Source organism: Kitasatospora sp. NPDC042419, assembly GCF_056437345.1.
The window spans coordinates 40,766-55,580 of the sequence record NZ_JBWKAW010000015.1; the positions used below are offsets into that span (position 1 = coordinate 40,766).

The window sequence follows — 14,815 nt, forward strand, 5'->3', positions numbered from 1 at the left end:
ACGGGCGTCCGGGCAGGTCGGCGGCGGGGTGCGGCCCGGGGCGGCGGGCGGGGCGCGGGCGGTTCGAGGCCGTACATGTCACAGCTCTGTCCTGGGGCCCGTTCGGGCGGAACGGCTCGTCCGGGCGGGCGGTCCTGGTCGTCGGAGACCCGCTCGCACCGAGCACCAGGCACCGCTGCCCCGTCCGGAGGAAAACACCATGCGCGTCCGCAAGCTCGCCTTCGCCGCCCTGGCCGTCGCCGCCGCCCTCTCGCTCGCCGCCTGCCAGGACGACGAGGCGGGCACCGCGCAGGGCGCCCCGACCGCCGCCCCGACCGCGTCCACCGGCGCCTCTCCCAGCGCCGCCCCGGCCTCAGGCGCCCCGGCCTCAGGCACCCCAGGAAAGGGCAGCACACCGTCCGGCACCGCACCGTCCGGCACCCCGTCCAGCACCACACCGTCCAGTGCCGCACCGGCCGGCTCCACCGGGGCCGGGAAGGCCGCCAAGTGCCGGACCGCAGACCTGACCATCACCGCCGCGGACCGCACCATCACCGGTGACGCCGCCAACACCGTCGTGGTCGAGCTGAAGAATCACAGCGGCAAGGACTGCACGCTCTCCGGGTACGCGGGCGTCGACCTGAAGACCTCCGCGGGCACGCTGTCCGCGAAGCGCTCCGGCGAGCCGGTCGTCGCGGGCGTCGTGAAGGACGGCAGGTCGACGTACTTCGGCATCAGCTACCCGGCCAACACCTCGGGCGGCTCCGGCGTCCGGATCACCCACCTGGTGGTGACCCCGCCGGACGAGACCCAGTCGGTCACCCTGCCCTGGCCGGGCGCCGGCGCGCTGCCCGTCACGGACGGCAGCGGCTCTCCGGTGAAGATCGGCCCGATGGGAAGCGCCGGCCAGGGCGAGTGACCACTACTGCCTGCGGGGACGACAACCGCAGGCTCGTCGCCCTCGAAGGCGGAGCAGGGGGAGCAGGGGGAGCGCTCCGCTGGGCCAGGCTCTGCGCCGTGGTGGTGTTCACCGGGCGTCCTTCCGGGGGCTCAGGTGAGTGCGGGTGAGTGCGGGTGGGCTCAGGGCCGCGACCAGGGCGCGCGGGTCGTCGGCGTGGAAGCGGATGGTCCGTGCCTCTCCGGTACTGCCGAGCGGGCGGGCGAAGGCCAGCGGGCGGGTCAGCTCCAGGGTCACCGCGGTCTGGCCGGCCACGATCAGGTCGAGCACGCCGTCCTCCGAGAGGGCCAGGAGCCTGCCCAGGGGATAGCGGCGGTCGACTCGGACCGATGCGACCGCGTCCGCCGGGACGGCGAGGTCGAAGAGGGCTCCGTAGCGGATCCGCAGGGAACCGTCGGGCCCGACCACGTGCGGACGGGTGACGCAGGCGGCGTGCAGGCCCAGCACCTGCAGGACCCCGTAGACGTCGAGGACCAGCATCGTCACGTGCACGGCGGGCCACGGGATCAGGTAAGCGAGCGCGACCGTCTCGATCACCGAGACGCAGACCAGCGTGTACAGCAGCGCGGTCTGCGGCCCGGTGTACCCGGCGGCGTGGTCCCCGGGGCGGACTCCGTGCTTGCGGCGCACGGCCCACCCGCCGAGGGCGGCGGCCGCACGCAGCTCGTGCACCAGGAGGCGGCGGACCCGCACTGGGACGGCGGCCCGCGGAGCCGGTACGGCCCCGGCCCCGCTCATCCCCGGCTCCTGCGTACGAACGCCTCCATGACCCTGCGGACGACCTGCGCCTGCGCAGGGGCGTACTCCGCGAGCAGCGCCTCCTGGAATCCGGTCGCGGCCTGTCCCTCGGCGGGGATCGCGGCGAACACCTCGTCGGGGACGGCCGCCACCATGTCGGCTGCGAGCACCGGGATCCGGGGGTCGTCGGTCGGGGCCTCGGCGAGCGCGTCGAGGCGCTCGTACAGCGCGAGCACGGCCGGGTCGTCCGCCAGCGGTCCGAGGACGGCGTACAGTTCCCGGCCGCCGGAGCCCGCGGCCTCGATCAGCGTCAGATGCTCGCGGTCCTTCGCCGCGGAGGGCGAGGCCGTGCGGGGTGCCTTCGCGAGGAGTGCGGCGAGTGCGGGGGAGAGCGGTTCGGTCTCTCCCGGCCCGGCGGCGAGCAGCGCCGCGAGGCGCTCCCGGCGCTGCCCGATCTCGGCCTCCTGCCGGGCCAGGTCGGCGTCCAACTCCTCCAGTACTTCGGCCAGGTCGCGGCCCGCCTCGTCCGCGAGGACGTCCCGCACCTCGTCGAGGCTCAGCCCGAGCTCGGTCAGCCGGCGTACCCGGGCCAGCAGGACGGCGTCGCGGACGCTGTAGGCCCGGTATCCGTTGGTGCGCCGCTCCGGTTCCGGGAGCAGCCCGACGTGGTGGTAGTGCCGGATCGCCCGGGTCGTGACCCCGACGAGCGCGGCGATCTCTCCGATCCGCATGGCCTCAGTAGAAACCCTGCCGCCGCGTCAAGGTCAACCGGCGGACGTGCGGCGGCCGCACCGCGCCGCCGACCGGTGGCGAACGGACCTCGCCGGGCGAACGCGGTGTCGGTCAAGCATCGCCGAACCCCGATCGGGAGATGCATAAAAGAGTTATATAAATCTGCTATGTTTCACGCATGAGTCGCCGAGACGCCGCGCACGGCGCTTCCGATGCCATCGGGTCAGCCCTCTACGGTCTGGCCACCAGGGCCGTGAGACGCCTTCCCCGCGACATGAGCCTGACGTCCGCCGCCACCTTGGCCACCCTGGACAAGACCGGCCCGCGACGGATCACCGATCTGGCGGTGGCCGAGGGCGTCACCCAGCCCGCGATGACCGCCCTGGTCCGGGTGATGGAGGAATCCGGGCTGGTCGAGCGGAAGGGCGATCCGTCCGACAGGCGGGTCACGCTGGTGTGCCTGACCGAGGCCGGCGCGTCGTACGTCCGGACGCGACGCCAGGCGGGCGTCGACGCGTACGCGCGGTTGATCGACGAACTCACCGGTGACGAGGTCGAGGCCTTGGCAGCAGCCCTTCCGGCGCTGCTGCATCTGGCGGAGCTCGAAAGCCACGCCCGTGAGGAGTCGGACCGGTGACCGCGGCCGAGGCCCGTGACCAGCCCATGAGCACTGCCCTGATACCTTCCGAGGCACGGCTGCTGGTCCCCGCCCTGACGTTCATCGCCCTGGTCGTGGCGGCGGTCGCCAGCCTCGGAACGCCGCTCATCACCAGCGTGGCGACCACGTTCCACGTCTCCCTCGACAGCGCGCAGTGGACGCTGACCATCGCCCTGCTCAGCGGCGCCGTCGCCACACCCGTCCTCGGCCGGCTCGGAGCCGGTCCGCACCGGCGGGCCACGATTCTCGCCACGCTGGCGATCGTCGTCGTCGGCAGCGCGCTCACCGTGCTGCCGCTGCCGTTCGCCTGGCTGCTCGTGGGCAGAGCGGCCCAAGGCGTCGGACTCGGTCTCACGGCGCTGATGATGGGCGTGGCCCGCGACCACCTTCCCGAGGAGCGCAGCGCGGCCACGATCGCCCTGATCTCCGTGGTCTCCGTCATCGGAGCCGGCGTCGGCTACCCGCTGGCCGCGCTGCTCGCCGAGTCCGGCGGACTGCGGGCCGCCTACGGCCTCGGCCTGCTCGTCACCGCCATCGCCTTCGTGACCGCGTGGCGCTCGATGCCCGCGGCTCCCGAAGGCCGCTCCGCTCACGTGAACGTGGCCGGTGCGCTCGTCCTGGCGGGTGGACTGCTCCTCGTCCTGTTCCTGGCCGGCGAGAGGAGCCTGTGGAGCCGGCACCTCGCCGTGGCGGTGACCCTTGCCGTCGCCGCCGTACTCCTGCTCTGCGTCTGGACCGTTTCCGAACTGCGAACCAAGACACCCCTGGTCGACGTCCGGGCGGTACGGCACCCGGGGCGAACATCGCCATGTTCGTCGGCGGGAGCGGCATGTACCTCCTGCTCACGCTCATCACCCGCTACGCGCAGACGCCGCACAGCGCCGGCTACGGCTTCGGACTGACCACCTTCGTGGCGGGGCTGGTCCTCATCCCGTTCTCCGTGCTGGGGTTCGTCGCCGGCAAGCTCACGCCGCGGGTCCGCGAACGGATCGACGGCCCCCTGCTCCTGGCCGGCAGCGCCGCCGTCGTCGTCGGCGGGTTCGTCCTGTTCGCCACCGCCCGGTCCGGCCTGGCCGAACTGCTCGCGGCCATGGGCGTGCTGGGCTTCGGCGTCGGCAGCTTCTCGGCCGCCATGCCCGGCGTCATCCTGGCCGTCACCCCCAAGAGCGAGACGTCGAGCGCCATGAGCTTCAACTACGTCGTCCGCAGCGTCGGGTACTCCCTGGGCAGCGCCATCGGCGGTCTGGTCCTGGCCGCCGGCACCGCCACGGGCCGCCTCTTCCCGAACGACGACGCCTACACGACCGCGGCGCTGGTCGGCGTCGCAGCGATGGCGTTCACGACGATGGCCGGCCTCGCCCTCGCCCGCCGACGGCGTCCGCGCCGGTAGGAGGATCGTCGAACCGGCGTCTCCGATTCGTCGGAGGGCGATGAGGGGCTTGGCGGGCACAGCCACCACTTCTCCCGAGGCCGTCATCACCTGCAGTCCGTGAGGCCCAGAGGCGAGGCACTGCAACACCGCAGCCGTAGTCGCTGAACTGCGTCAGCCTCCGGACGGGCTCAGTCTCCTTGATGGCCGGATATCCCCCGGCGGAGACGCTGTGTAGCGAGTCGGCGGCGCCGGCGGGGTGGGTGGGGCTCGGTGGGCGGTGAAGTCGCGACCAGCGGACAGGAACGGGAGGATCGGCGGGCGGATACGCGGACTCGGCGAGGTGGGTGCCTCAAAGGGAGCCGCGCCCGCCCCGGGGTGCGGGAGTGCTGTGGGCACAGGTGCCGGGCCAGGGGCGGGCGACGGGTCCGGGAGGCCGGCGCGAGCCGGACCCGGCGGCCCGGTCCTTCACAGCGGTCACCGCCCCGCTCGCGCGCCAGTCGACGGTGGCACCCCGGGCGGCGCGCTCCGCGGCGGGAGCGGCGCCGCCCGCGGCGGCAGGCAGGCCGATGCCGCCGGTCACGGCGAGCGCGGACACGACCGCGAGCACCGCGGCGCGGGCGCGGTGGCCGGCAGCTGCGGGCAGGACAGGCAGGGGCGTCACGTGTTCCTCCAAGAAGACGGTGGGGCCTTCCCGGACGCCGCGGGGACGATGTCCCGGGACAGGCCGTCTCTGACCACGAGACATCCTGGACAACGGGCCCCTCCCCGCCGTCGGCGGCGCGCTGACCCTGCGGCACACACCACCCGGCCGGTACTCCGCGACCCTGCACAGGGCCGACCGGTGTCCGCTGCCAGTGGCCGGTCGCGGACCGCGACGGCCGTCCACGACGGGCGGTTGCCCCGGCCGCCGCCCCGGTGCCGGTTCGGTGACGCGGTGGGTGCCGCGCACGGGTGTGGCCCGGCATCGGAGACGGCGACATGTCAGGGCACGGACCGCTGAGTCGGAGGCCCGGGTGACCGTTACCGCCGGTGGAGGCGCCCGGCCAGTTCCCCTCGATCCTGAGCCTGAGCTTGAGCCTCGACGGGTCCGGTCGCACCTGCGGGGCCGTCTCGATCAGGCCAGGCTGGGCCCTGACTTCAGCCCGCTGCGCAGCGGGGAAGGAGGCTGTGGTGACGGTCCGGCGGTCGTCGGGCGGGGTGCCGCGCGGGGCGTTGTCCAGGTTGCGACACGTGCGCATGGCGACGGAGAGTCTCAGCACGAATGCTCGACCGCTGTACCGGGACCGGGGCCGTCCTGGTGAGCGGAAGCGGGGGCGGTTCCGGTCAGGCCGGGACCTCCGGCTCTGCGGCGCGCGCGGGCGACACCGAGGCCGCTGGTCTGGGACGGTCCGGCCCGGACGGCGGCCGTCCCCACCGAGGCGGGGGCCGGCCCCCGCCTCGGTGGGTGCGCTCCGCTGCCGCTCTGTCATCGGCCGCCGCTGTCCGGGGGTCGAGCGGGTCCGGCGACGGCAGGGGCCGTCGGCTGGGTGTGCCCGGACCCGGGCGACGGAGCCGGAGGAGGCCCGGCCGGTCAGCCCGTGCGTACGGCCCGGTCACAGTCCGAGCAGACCTTCCCGCTCCGGTGCCACTTGGGCGGGTACCAGGCGGAGCCGGGCCCGGAAGGCTGGTAGTCCACGACCTGCATCCGTCGGGTGTCGGCACCGCACAGGGTGCGGCCACCGAGGCTGCCGAGGCCGCCCGCCACGGACGGGGCGGCCTCGGCCGCGTGCACGGCGCGCACACCCTCGACGTACTCCTCGGCGGCGCCGCCGAAGGGCGCCACCCGCTGGAGCTCGGGTTCGAGAAGCACGATGAGACTCATCACCCCACCTTCGTGGCGGCACGGGCCGCGCGCACGCGCGGCACGCCGTCGGGACGAGCAGCCCGCCCGGCTCGCTGCACACCGGTGTGCGGCGGGCCGGCACCTGCTTCCATCGCGCACGGCCCCGCCACCAGCGGCACCCCTGCCCGCGTGTGACGTGCCGCCGGTGGCCGGCCCGCAACGCGTTCGGGGCCGGTGCCGTTCACGTCGTGGGACACGGCTTGAGGGCAGGGGTCCAGGACTTCTCGATCTGCGGGTGGCAGGACCCCGTCGGGGTTCCGCTCGGTCCGGCGTACGGTCGCGTCGCGATCGGGGTTCGAGCCGTGGAGCCGGCGGACCCGGTTGTGGAAGCGCTGGGTGTTGAGGGAGCGCTCGTCCGCGTGGGCCTCCACGGGCCGTGTGCCGGTCCCGACCGGACGTTCGGGTCTGCGGTGCAGGTCGGCTGTCAGCGGGATGCGGATACGGATGCGGATGTGGTCGGTCCGTCGGTCCGGGTGCCGGACAGTGCTGCGTGCACGGCGGCCGCGGAGTGGAGCCGTGCGGTGGGGAAGAGCGGGACGGGACTGTCGTCGGGGCCGATGAGGAGCTCGATCTCGGTGCAGCCCAGGATGATGCCTTCCGCGCCGCCGGCGACCAGGTCCGTGATGACCTTTCGGTAGGCGGCGCGTGACTCCTCCCGCACGATGCCCAGGCAGAGTTCCTCGTAGATCACGCGATGAACGATCGTGCGCCCGTCGGCGTCCGGGACGCGTACGTCGAGGCCACCGGCTTCGAGGCGGCCTCGGTAGAAGTCCTGTTCCATGGTGAAAGCGGTGCCCAGCAGGCCGACTCGGTGCAGGCCCGTCGCCCGTACGGCCTCCGCGGTGGCGTCGGCCAGGTGCAGCAGGGGGATGGAGACCGCTGCCTCGACCCGGTCGGCGACCTTGTGCATGGTGTTGGTGCAGATCAACACCATCTCTGCGCCGGCCGCCTCAAGGGCCTGGGCGGCTGCGGCAAGGATCTCGCCGGCCTCCGCCCAGCGGCCCTGGACCTGCAACTGCTCGATCTCCGCGAAGTCCACCGAGTAGAGCACGCAGCGCGCCGAGTGGAGTCCACCGAGGCGGTCGCGCGTGAGCTCGTTCAACAACCGGTAGTACTCCGCGGTCGACTCCCAGCTCATCCCACCGATCAGCCCGATCGTCTTCATCGCCACGCCCCTCACACCGACTCCCGGGCGGCATCGAGGTCGCCGCCGAACGCCTCAGTATAAGGAGGTAGGCATGTAGCGCTCAAATATATAAGACATGCTTTGGCTTGGTCGTGGCGACTGGGTCGAGGTGGGCCGCAGCAGTGGGGGAAGGGGAGTGCGGTGGGCCGCACGACGAAGCCGGCGGCCCGGTCGCCCGGTCCGCCTTTCGGGTGATGGCCTGCGCGCGGGCGGTGTCGTCAGTCCGCGTGCCCGGCGGTTTCGAGGACGAGCGCCCGGTGCGCGGCGGTCATGTCGGTCAGGTCCGAGCGCAGCTGGGCCAGCCACTCGGGCTCCTGCTGGGCGGGGCCGGCCAGGGCGCGGGTGAGGCGGACGAGGGAGGCGGCGGCGTTGAGGCCGGCGAGGAGCGGTAGGTGGGCGACGTCCTCGTCGGAGAGCGGGCGGACGCTGCGGTAGCCGGCGAGGAAGGCGTCGTAGTGGGGGCGGTGCTCGGGGGAGGGGAGGCCGGTGGGGCCGGTGAGGTCGCGGAGGGCGTAGGCGATGTCGGCGGCGTACCAGGAGAGGGCTGCCTCGTCGAAGTCGTAGGCGGTGGAGTCGTCGTCGCCGGTCCAGGCCATGTTGTCGAGTTCGAAGTCGCCGTGCACGACGCCCCAGCGGTCGCCGTCGCGCACCAGGTGGCGCAGCCGTGCGGTGAGCTCCGCGACGGCGTCGACGAGGGCGGTGTCCTCGGGGAACAGGCCGGGGACGTCGGAGAGTTCGCCGAAGGCGGTGGGCAGCCCGGTGCCGAGCCCGGCGGCGGCCTCGTGCAGCCGGGCGAGTGCCCGGCCCCAGTGCCGGGCCCGTGGCTCGGTGAGGTCGGTGGCGTCGAACTCCTCGCCGGGGGCCGGTTCGAGGACCATGGCGTGCATGGGGCCGAGTCCGGTCGGCACGGTCACGGTGAGCGTTCCGGCGGCGGCCGGGACCGGCTGGGCCACCGCTGACCCGGCGTCGTGCAGCCGGGCCATCAACTCGGCTACTGCGGACAGGTGTTCCGGTCCTCGGTAGGAGTGGGGTACGAATCGCAGGTAGCGACGGGGTCCGTTGCCGGGGAGGACGAACACGTGGGAGGCGCTGGAGCGCCACCACTTGGCGGTCCCGGGCGGGTAGCCCCGTGCGGCGGCGACCTGGTCGGCGACCGCGCTCGTCCAGTCCTCGGAGACGGTCTGCTTCAGCTGGTCGATCTCAGTCAGTGGCATCATCGCGGGCCAGTGTTCGGTGCGTGCTCGGCCGGGCGCAACTCCTTTTCCGGAGCGGTGATGGAGGCTCCGTGGGCGGGTGGTTGTGCGGCGCGTCGGTTGCCGCGGGCCGGTGGCTCCCCGGCGCGTCGGGTCCGCGGGCCGGTGGTTCGGCGGAACGGCCGGGCCCGGCTCGAACCCGTGTGTGCGGCGCGCGGCGGAACGGACGCGCCGGGCGGGTGATCCGCCCGGCCGGCGCGCGCCCTACCGGTGCCCGCAGGGGCGTGGTGATGATGAACGGACCGCCAGAGCGCAAGCGATCCGGCCAGCCCCGCGCACCTGTCCCTCGGCGGGTGCGCGGACGGTGGAAGGAGTCCACGGTGTTGCTTCTCATCTCCCCGGACGGCGTCGAGGAGGCCCTCGACTGCGTGAAGGCGGCGGAGCACCTCGACATCGTCGACGTCAAGAAGCCCGACGAGGGCTCGCTGGGCGCCAACTACCCCTGGGTGATCAGGGAGATCCGCGAGGCGGTGCCGGCGGACAAGCCGGTGTCCGCGACCGTGGGGGACGTGCCGTACAAGCCCGGCACGGTGGCCCAGGCGGCGCTCGGCGCGGTGGTCTCCGGAGCCACGTACATCAAGGTCGGCCTCTACGGCTGCACCACGCCCGCCCAGGCCGTCGAGGTCATGCGGGGCGTGGTCCGGGCGGTGAAGGACTACCGGCCGGACGCGCTCGTCGTCGCCTCGGGCTACGCCGACGCGCACCGGATCGGCAGTGTCAACCCGCTGGCCCTGCCCGACATCGCCCGGCGCTCCGGCGCCGACGCGGCGATGCTCGACACCGCGATCAAGGACGGGACGCGGCTGTTCGACCACGTGCCGCCGGACGTCTGCGCGGAGTTCGTCAGGCTGGCCCACCGGGCCCAGCTGCTCGCCGCCCTCGCGGGCAGCGTCAAGGCGGCGGACCTCGGCGAGTTGACCCGCATCGGCACCGACATCGTGGGCGTCCGCGGGGCGGTGTGCGAGGGAGGCGACCGCGACGCCGGGAGGATCCGGCCGCCCCTGGTGGCCGCTTTCCGGGCCGAGATGGACCGGCACGCCCGGGAGCACGCCGCCGTCGCCGCCGCCGGCTGACCGCCGGCATGCCGACAGGTGAGCGCGCGCCCGCCGCCGGCGGCCGGGGCTTCGCCGTCCTCGACCCGGCCACGGGCGAGGCCTTCGACGAGGCACCCGACCAGCGGCCGGAGGAGCTGGACGCCGTCGTCGACCGGGCCCACCGGGCCTGGCGTGGCTGGCGGTCCGACGCCGCCGCCCGCACCGCCGCGCTGCTCGCGGCGGCCGACGCGGTGGAGGCCGCCGGGGCCGAGCTCGCCCCGCTCCTGACCCGTGAACAGGGCAAGCCCGTGGCCGAGTCGTCCGCGGAGGTGGCCCGTACGGCGGCCCGGCTTCGCTACTTCGCGGAGCTGGCGGCCCCGGGACCCGTGCCGATCGCGGACGGGCGGCCGGTCCGCAGCGAGGTCCGCTGGCGGCCGCTCGGACCGGTCGCCGCGATCGTCCCGTGGAACTTCCCGCTCCAGTTGGCCTCCGCGAAGCTGGCGCCCGCGCTCGCCGCGGGCAACACCGTGGTGCTCAAGCCCTCCCCGTTCACCCCCCTCGCGACCAGGCTGCTGGGGTCGGTGCTGTCCGCCGCGCTCCCGGCCGGCGTGCTGACGGTCGTCACCGGCCGCGAACCCCTCGGCGCGCGCCTCGTCTCCCACCCGGGCATCCGCCACGTGACCTTCACCGGTTCGGTCCCCACCGGGCGGGCCGTCGCCAGGGGTGCGGCGGACTCCCTCGCGCGGGTCACCCTGGAGCTGGGCGGCAACGACGCCGCGATCCTGCTGGACGACGTGGATGTGGAGCGGATCGCGGACCGGCTGTTCTGGGCGGCGTTCCGCAACTGCGGGCAGGTCTGTATGGCGGTCAAGCGCGTCTATGCTCCGGCCCGGCTGCACGCCCAGGTGGTCGAGGCCCTTGCGCAGCGCGCGCGGGCCGTCGTCGTCGGAGCGGGGGCCGACCCCCGCACGCAGCTGGGCCCGGTCAACAACGCGTCCCAACTCGCCCGGGTCGAGCGGTACACGGCCCAGGCCCTGGCGGCGGGTGCCCGCGCCGCGGCGGGCGGCCGCCGGTTGGAGCGGCCGGGCTACTTCTTCGCCCCGACGATCCTGACCGACGTCCCCTCCGACAGCCCGGTGGTGACGGGGGAGCAGTTCGGACCGGTCCTGCCGGTCCTGCCGTACGGGAGCGTGGACGAGGCCGTCGAGGCGGCCAACGGCACCGGCTACGGGCTGGGCGGCTCGGTGTGGGGGAGCGACCTCGACCGGGCCGAGGCGGTGGCCGACCGGCTGGAGTGCGGGACGGCATGGGTCAACCACCACGCCGAACTCTCCCTCGCCCAGCCCTTCGCGGGGGACAAGGAGAGCGGAGTGGGCGTCGCGGGCGGGCCGTGGGGGCTCTACGGGAACCTCAGGCCGTTCGTCGTCCACCGCCCCGAGGGACCGCGGTGAGGTTCCGGGCCGCGGTACTGCGCGCGTACGAGGGCCGGTTCGCCGTCGAGGAGGTCGCCCTGGACGGGGGCCCGGCGGCCGACGAGGTCCTGGTGAGGATCGCGGGCTGCGGGATGTGCCGGACGGATCTAGCGGTCCGGCGTTCGGCCGGCCGCTCCCCGCTGCCCGCCGTCCTCGGCCACGAGGGGGCGGGGGTCGTGGCGCAGACCGGTGGCCCGGACACCGGCCTGGGCGTCGGCGACCACGTCGTGCTGAGCTTCGACTCCTGCGGGCACTGCCGGAACTGCCGCAGCGCCGCCCCCGCCTACTGCGATTCCTTCGCGTCGCTCAACCTCTTCGGGGGACGTACGGAGGGCGCGGGGCGGTTCACCGACGCGGCCGGGCAGGTGCTGGCCCCCCGCTGGTTCGGCCAGTCCTCGTTCGCCGAGTACGCGGTGGTCCCGGCCCGCAACGCGGTCCGGGTCGATCCCTCGCTGCCCCTCGAACTGCTCGGACCGCTCGGCTGCGGCTTCCTCACCGGCGCCGGAGCCGTGCTGAACTCCTTCCGCCTCGGCCCCGGCGACACCCTCACGGTCCTCGGCGCGGGAGCGGTCGGCCTGGCCGCGGTGATGGCGGCGACCGCCGCGGGGGCGGTGACGGTGGCCGTCGACCGGCACCCCGGCCGGCTGGCCCTCGCCGAGCGGTTCGGCGCGCTCCCGCTGCACGCGGCCCCGGCCGGCCCGCCCGACCTGCCCGCGCGCATCCGACGGCTGACCGACGGCGGCGCGCAGTACGCGCTGGACACCACGGCATCGGCCCGGTTGATCAACGACGCGCTCCGGTCCCTGCGCCCGACCGGCCACCTCGGCCTGGTGGCACGGCTCCACGACCGGCTCGCCCTCGACCCGGGGACACTGGACCGGGGCCGGAGGATCTCCCACATCTGTGAAGGGGACGCGGTGCCGGGGGTGCTGATCCCACGGCTGACGGGACTGTGGCAGGCCGGGCGGTTCCCCTTCGACCAGCTGATCCGCACATACCCGCTCGCCGCCGTCAACGAGGCCGAACGCGACTGCGAGGCGGGGCGCGTGGTCAAACCCGTCCTGGTGCCGGAGGGCCTGGAAGGCGCGGTGGGCTCGGCGGGTCCGGCGGGCGGCTGAGCGGGGACGGCGGCGCCGCCCCGACTCGGGTCGGCGCACGAGGGACTCCGGGGCGCGGCCGAACCACCCGCCCGCCGCCCGCCCACTTGTCGTCAGCCGCCGGCGGCCGGACGGCGGTTCAGCGGCGACCGGGGCCTGTGCGCGAACACCCACCGGTTGCCCGCCAGGGCGTCGTTCTCCTCGGGCAGCGGACCGCGGCCGTGCCGGCGGGTGAAGTCGAACGGGGTGTGCACCGACGTCGACCACCCCCTCGCGGCCAGCCGGCCCGCGGAGTCGGGGCGGGGCCCGGGATCGAACAGGCCGAGCAGGTCGATGCCGATCTGGAGCTTCGTCGACGTGTAGATCGGACTGTCGCGGTACGCGAGCAGGTCCTTCTCCAGCTTGACCTCGAAGGCGAGGGCGCTTCCCGGCGGGCTCAACCGGTCGACCGTGTCGATGAGGTGCGTCTCCGCGGCGCTGGGAAGGTAGAACAGCAGCCCCTCGGCCAGCCAGACGCTCGGCGCGGACGCGTCGAAGCCCGCGGCGGCGAGGGCCGTGGCCCAGTCGGCGCGCAGGTCCGTCGGGACCGGGACGCGGGTGGCCCTCGGGGCGGCCGCCAGGCCGTCGATCACCGCGTGCTTGAACGCCAGCACGCCCTCCCTGTCGATCTCGAAGACCACGCACCCGGGAGGCCAGTCGAGCCGGAAGGCCCGCGTGTCCAACCCCGCCCCGAGCAGCACCACTTGGCGGGCACCCGCGTGCGCCGACCGGAGGAGGAAGTCGTCGAGGACCTTCGTCCGCAGACCGAAGTACCGTGCGAATCGCCCCCACAACGGGTTCGCGTCTCCCTCCGACACCTCCTGCGGGCGGACGGGCCACGCCGCGGACGCGGGCGCGGCGCGCACGAAGTGCTCGGCGTAGTCGTCCTGCGCCAGGCTGTCGTGCCGATGGGTCTCGATCGCGCGCGCTGCAGCGACCAGCAGAGCGGTGAGACCGACACCTCCTTCCACGCCTTCCACGCCTTCCGCACCGGCACTTCGATGCGCTGATTCGACCATGCGTCCTCCCTCGGGCGAGTCGGGGCCACAGGCGGCGGGGCACGCCGGAGGCGACCTGCTGCGAACGCGCGGCAGCGTTCGCGGTTGTTCGGACCGGCGGCAACGCGTCCGGCGATCCCGGCCAGGCCTCGTCGGACAGCGGCCGACACCAGCGGTACGCTCGACGGCCTTGTGACCGGCCCCCATCCGAGGCGGCGTTCCCCGCGCCGGCCTCCCCCTCGCAGGCTCCCCGTGGCCGCTCCACTATCCGGCCGATATCTGCCTCCCGTGCGGGGAAACCGATCGGGTTCACCGGAACGGGTGAATCAAACGGGTGAATCAAGTGGGCGCCCCGGCGCCCCGGACGGTCTCACCGGACAGACGGCTGCTCGCGGCCCGGGAGCCGCTGTCCGGCCGGGAAGGGCGCCGACGGAAGCGGTCGCACAAGCTCTCACGATTCCCTCGTTCGCGTGAACTGCCTGTATTCACGAGAGCCGGCCGCCTCCTTCTCCGTAGAGTCGGCGAGAAAGATCCATGTGTCCACGTACGAGAAACCGGAAAGCGAGACATCGATGCAGGCAGAAGCGGTCGACCGGGTTCGGCTTGTTTTCACCCTGTTCGACGCCGACGGCAACGGATTCGTCGAGGCCGACGACTTCGAGCTGATGGCCGGGAGGGTCCTCGCGGCGGTGCCCGAAGCGGGCGACCCGAAGCGGGGCGCGATGCTGAGTGCGTTCCGGGCCTTCTGGGGCACCCTGGCGAAGGAGCTGGACGCCAATCGCGACGGCAGGATCGATTTCGAGGAGTTCAAGGCGGTCGTGCTCGCGCCGGAGCGGTTCGACGAGGCGATCGGGGAGTTCTCCGAGGCGCTCACCGCTCTGGCGGACCCGGACGGTGACGGTCTGATCGAGCGCCCGGTCTTCGTGGAGGTCATGACGGCCATCGGCTTCGCCCTTCCGAACATCCACTCGCTGTTCGACGGCCTGGAGCCCACGGCCGCGGACTTGGTGGCGGTGCGGGCCTGGGCCGAGTCCATCAGGGACTACTACCGCCCGGACCTGGCGGGCATCGTGGGGGACCGCCTGGTCGGGAGCCCCGCGAACTGAGGGCCGCCGGTCGTAGCCGGTAGCGGGCCGGAGGGGGACGGAAGCCGCCTCCGCCGGGTGCGGGACGGTCGGCGTCGGACGTCGGCTTCCTCCTTCTCCCCGTGCCTGCCCCGACGGCCGGACACGCCCTCCGTTCTGCCCGGCCGCCAAGGCCCGGGCACGGGCAGGTCTGCCGGCGCACGCCGTTCACCTGGACGGCGCAGTGCACCCGGCCGTCGGTGGCCCGGTGGGTCCCGCCGGGGTGCGATGGCAGTACCGGGACGACCGCCGACCGGCGGTGGCGCGCGGCCGTGGACCAGGACCGGCGCGCC

15 protein-coding genes are annotated in these 14,815 nt (G+C 74.0%); 8 read left to right on the forward strand and 7 right to left on the reverse strand.

Translation table 11 applies throughout. From position 1 onward, the window contains the following. The first annotated feature begins 199 nt into the window (after positions 1–199). Positions 200–898 carry a DUF4232 domain-containing protein gene (locus AC067J_RS25640; RefSeq protein WP_478302906.1) on the forward strand — a complete coding sequence of 233 codons (699 nt, stop codon included), beginning with the start codon at positions 200–202 and terminating at the stop codon, positions 896–898. 108 nt (positions 899–1,006) lie between these two features. Here AC067J_RS25640 and AC067J_RS25645 read toward each other — a convergent pair whose 3' ends face one another. Continuing rightward, the gene (locus AC067J_RS25645) at positions 1,007–1,675 is read right to left on the reverse strand and encodes a hypothetical protein (RefSeq protein ID WP_478302908.1); all 669 of its coding nucleotides are present in this window, start codon (positions 1,673–1,675) and stop codon (positions 1,007–1,009) included. Continuing rightward, positions 1,672–2,406 carry a MerR family transcriptional regulator gene (locus tag AC067J_RS25650; RefSeq protein ID WP_478302910.1) on the reverse strand — a complete coding sequence of 245 codons (735 nt, stop codon included), beginning with the start codon at positions 2,404–2,406 and terminating at the stop codon, positions 1,672–1,674. The genes AC067J_RS25645 and AC067J_RS25650 overlap by 4 nt, the downstream gene beginning before the upstream one ends. Positions 2,407–2,681: 275 nt before the next feature. Between AC067J_RS25650 and AC067J_RS25655 the strand changes: the two genes are divergently transcribed. Genes AC067J_RS25655 through AC067J_RS25665 form a run of 3 tightly spaced genes read left to right on the forward strand, consistent with a single transcriptional unit; the run spans position 2,682 to position 4,455 of the window. Then, a complete protein-coding gene (locus tag AC067J_RS25655; protein ID WP_478302911.1) occupies positions 2,682–3,044 on the forward strand; it encodes a MarR family winged helix-turn-helix transcriptional regulator in 363 nt (120 codons plus the stop codon). Continuing rightward, complete coding sequence (locus AC067J_RS25660) at positions 3,041–3,967, forward strand: MFS transporter (protein WP_478302913.1); 927 nt, start codon at positions 3,041–3,043, stop codon at positions 3,965–3,967. The genes AC067J_RS25655 and AC067J_RS25660 overlap by 4 nt, the downstream gene beginning before the upstream one ends. Continuing rightward, entirely contained in the window at positions 3,895–4,455 is a 561-nt protein-coding gene (locus AC067J_RS25665) for an MFS transporter (protein ID WP_478302915.1), read from the forward strand. Before AC067J_RS25660 ends, AC067J_RS25665 begins: the two co-directional genes overlap by 73 nt. A 331-nt stretch (positions 4,456–4,786) precedes the next feature. Here AC067J_RS25665 and AC067J_RS25670 read toward each other — a convergent pair whose 3' ends face one another. The 4 genes from AC067J_RS25670 to AC067J_RS25685 form a co-directional block, all read right to left on the reverse strand. After that, positions 4,787–5,098: a hypothetical protein gene (locus AC067J_RS25670; protein WP_478302916.1), complete on the reverse strand. Its 312-nt coding sequence runs from the start codon at positions 5,096–5,098 to the stop codon at positions 4,787–4,789. A 909-nt stretch (positions 5,099–6,007) separates the two neighbouring features. Further along, positions 6,008–6,298, reverse strand: coding sequence for a hypothetical protein (locus AC067J_RS25675; protein ID WP_478302918.1), 291 nt, complete (start codon positions 6,296–6,298; stop codon positions 6,008–6,010). Between the two features lie 445 nt (positions 6,299–6,743). Further along, on the reverse strand, positions 6,744–7,484 hold the full coding sequence (locus AC067J_RS25680) for an aspartate/glutamate racemase family protein (RefSeq protein ID WP_478302919.1): 741 nt from the start codon (positions 7,482–7,484) through the stop codon (positions 6,744–6,746). Between the two features lie 239 nt (positions 7,485–7,723). Further along, complete coding sequence (locus tag AC067J_RS25685) at positions 7,724–8,722, reverse strand: phosphotransferase enzyme family protein (protein WP_478302921.1); 999 nt, start codon at positions 8,720–8,722, stop codon at positions 7,724–7,726. 356 nt (positions 8,723–9,078) lie between these two features. On the opposite strand from AC067J_RS25685, the gene AC067J_RS25690 reads away from it, so the two are divergent. The 3 genes from AC067J_RS25690 to AC067J_RS25700 are packed head-to-tail and all read left to right on the forward strand — an operon-like array spanning position 9,079 to position 12,382. Further along, entirely contained in the window at positions 9,079–9,831 is a 753-nt protein-coding gene (locus AC067J_RS25690) for a (5-formylfuran-3-yl)methyl phosphate synthase (protein ID WP_478302923.1), read from the forward strand. A gap of 8 nt (positions 9,832–9,839) precedes the next feature. Next, positions 9,840–11,243: an aldehyde dehydrogenase family protein gene (locus AC067J_RS25695; RefSeq protein ID WP_478302925.1), complete on the forward strand. Its 1,404-nt coding sequence runs from the start codon at positions 9,840–9,842 to the stop codon at positions 11,241–11,243. Further along, entirely contained in the window at positions 11,240–12,382 is a 1,143-nt protein-coding gene (locus AC067J_RS25700) for an NAD(P)-dependent alcohol dehydrogenase (protein WP_478302927.1), read from the forward strand. The genes AC067J_RS25695 and AC067J_RS25700 overlap by 4 nt, the downstream gene beginning before the upstream one ends. Before the next feature lie 92 nt (positions 12,383–12,474). Here AC067J_RS25700 and AC067J_RS25705 read toward each other — a convergent pair whose 3' ends face one another. Next, positions 12,475–13,419, reverse strand: coding sequence for a class I SAM-dependent methyltransferase (locus AC067J_RS25705; RefSeq protein ID WP_478302929.1), 945 nt, complete (start codon positions 13,417–13,419; stop codon positions 12,475–12,477). A gap of 551 nt (positions 13,420–13,970) precedes the next feature. Here AC067J_RS25705 and AC067J_RS25710 point away from each other — a divergent pair. Beyond that, positions 13,971–14,504 (forward strand): EF-hand domain-containing protein, encoded by a 534-nt coding sequence (locus AC067J_RS25710; RefSeq protein ID WP_478302931.1) that lies wholly within the window; start codon positions 13,971–13,973, stop codon positions 14,502–14,504. Positions 14,505–14,815 lie beyond the last annotated feature (311 nt).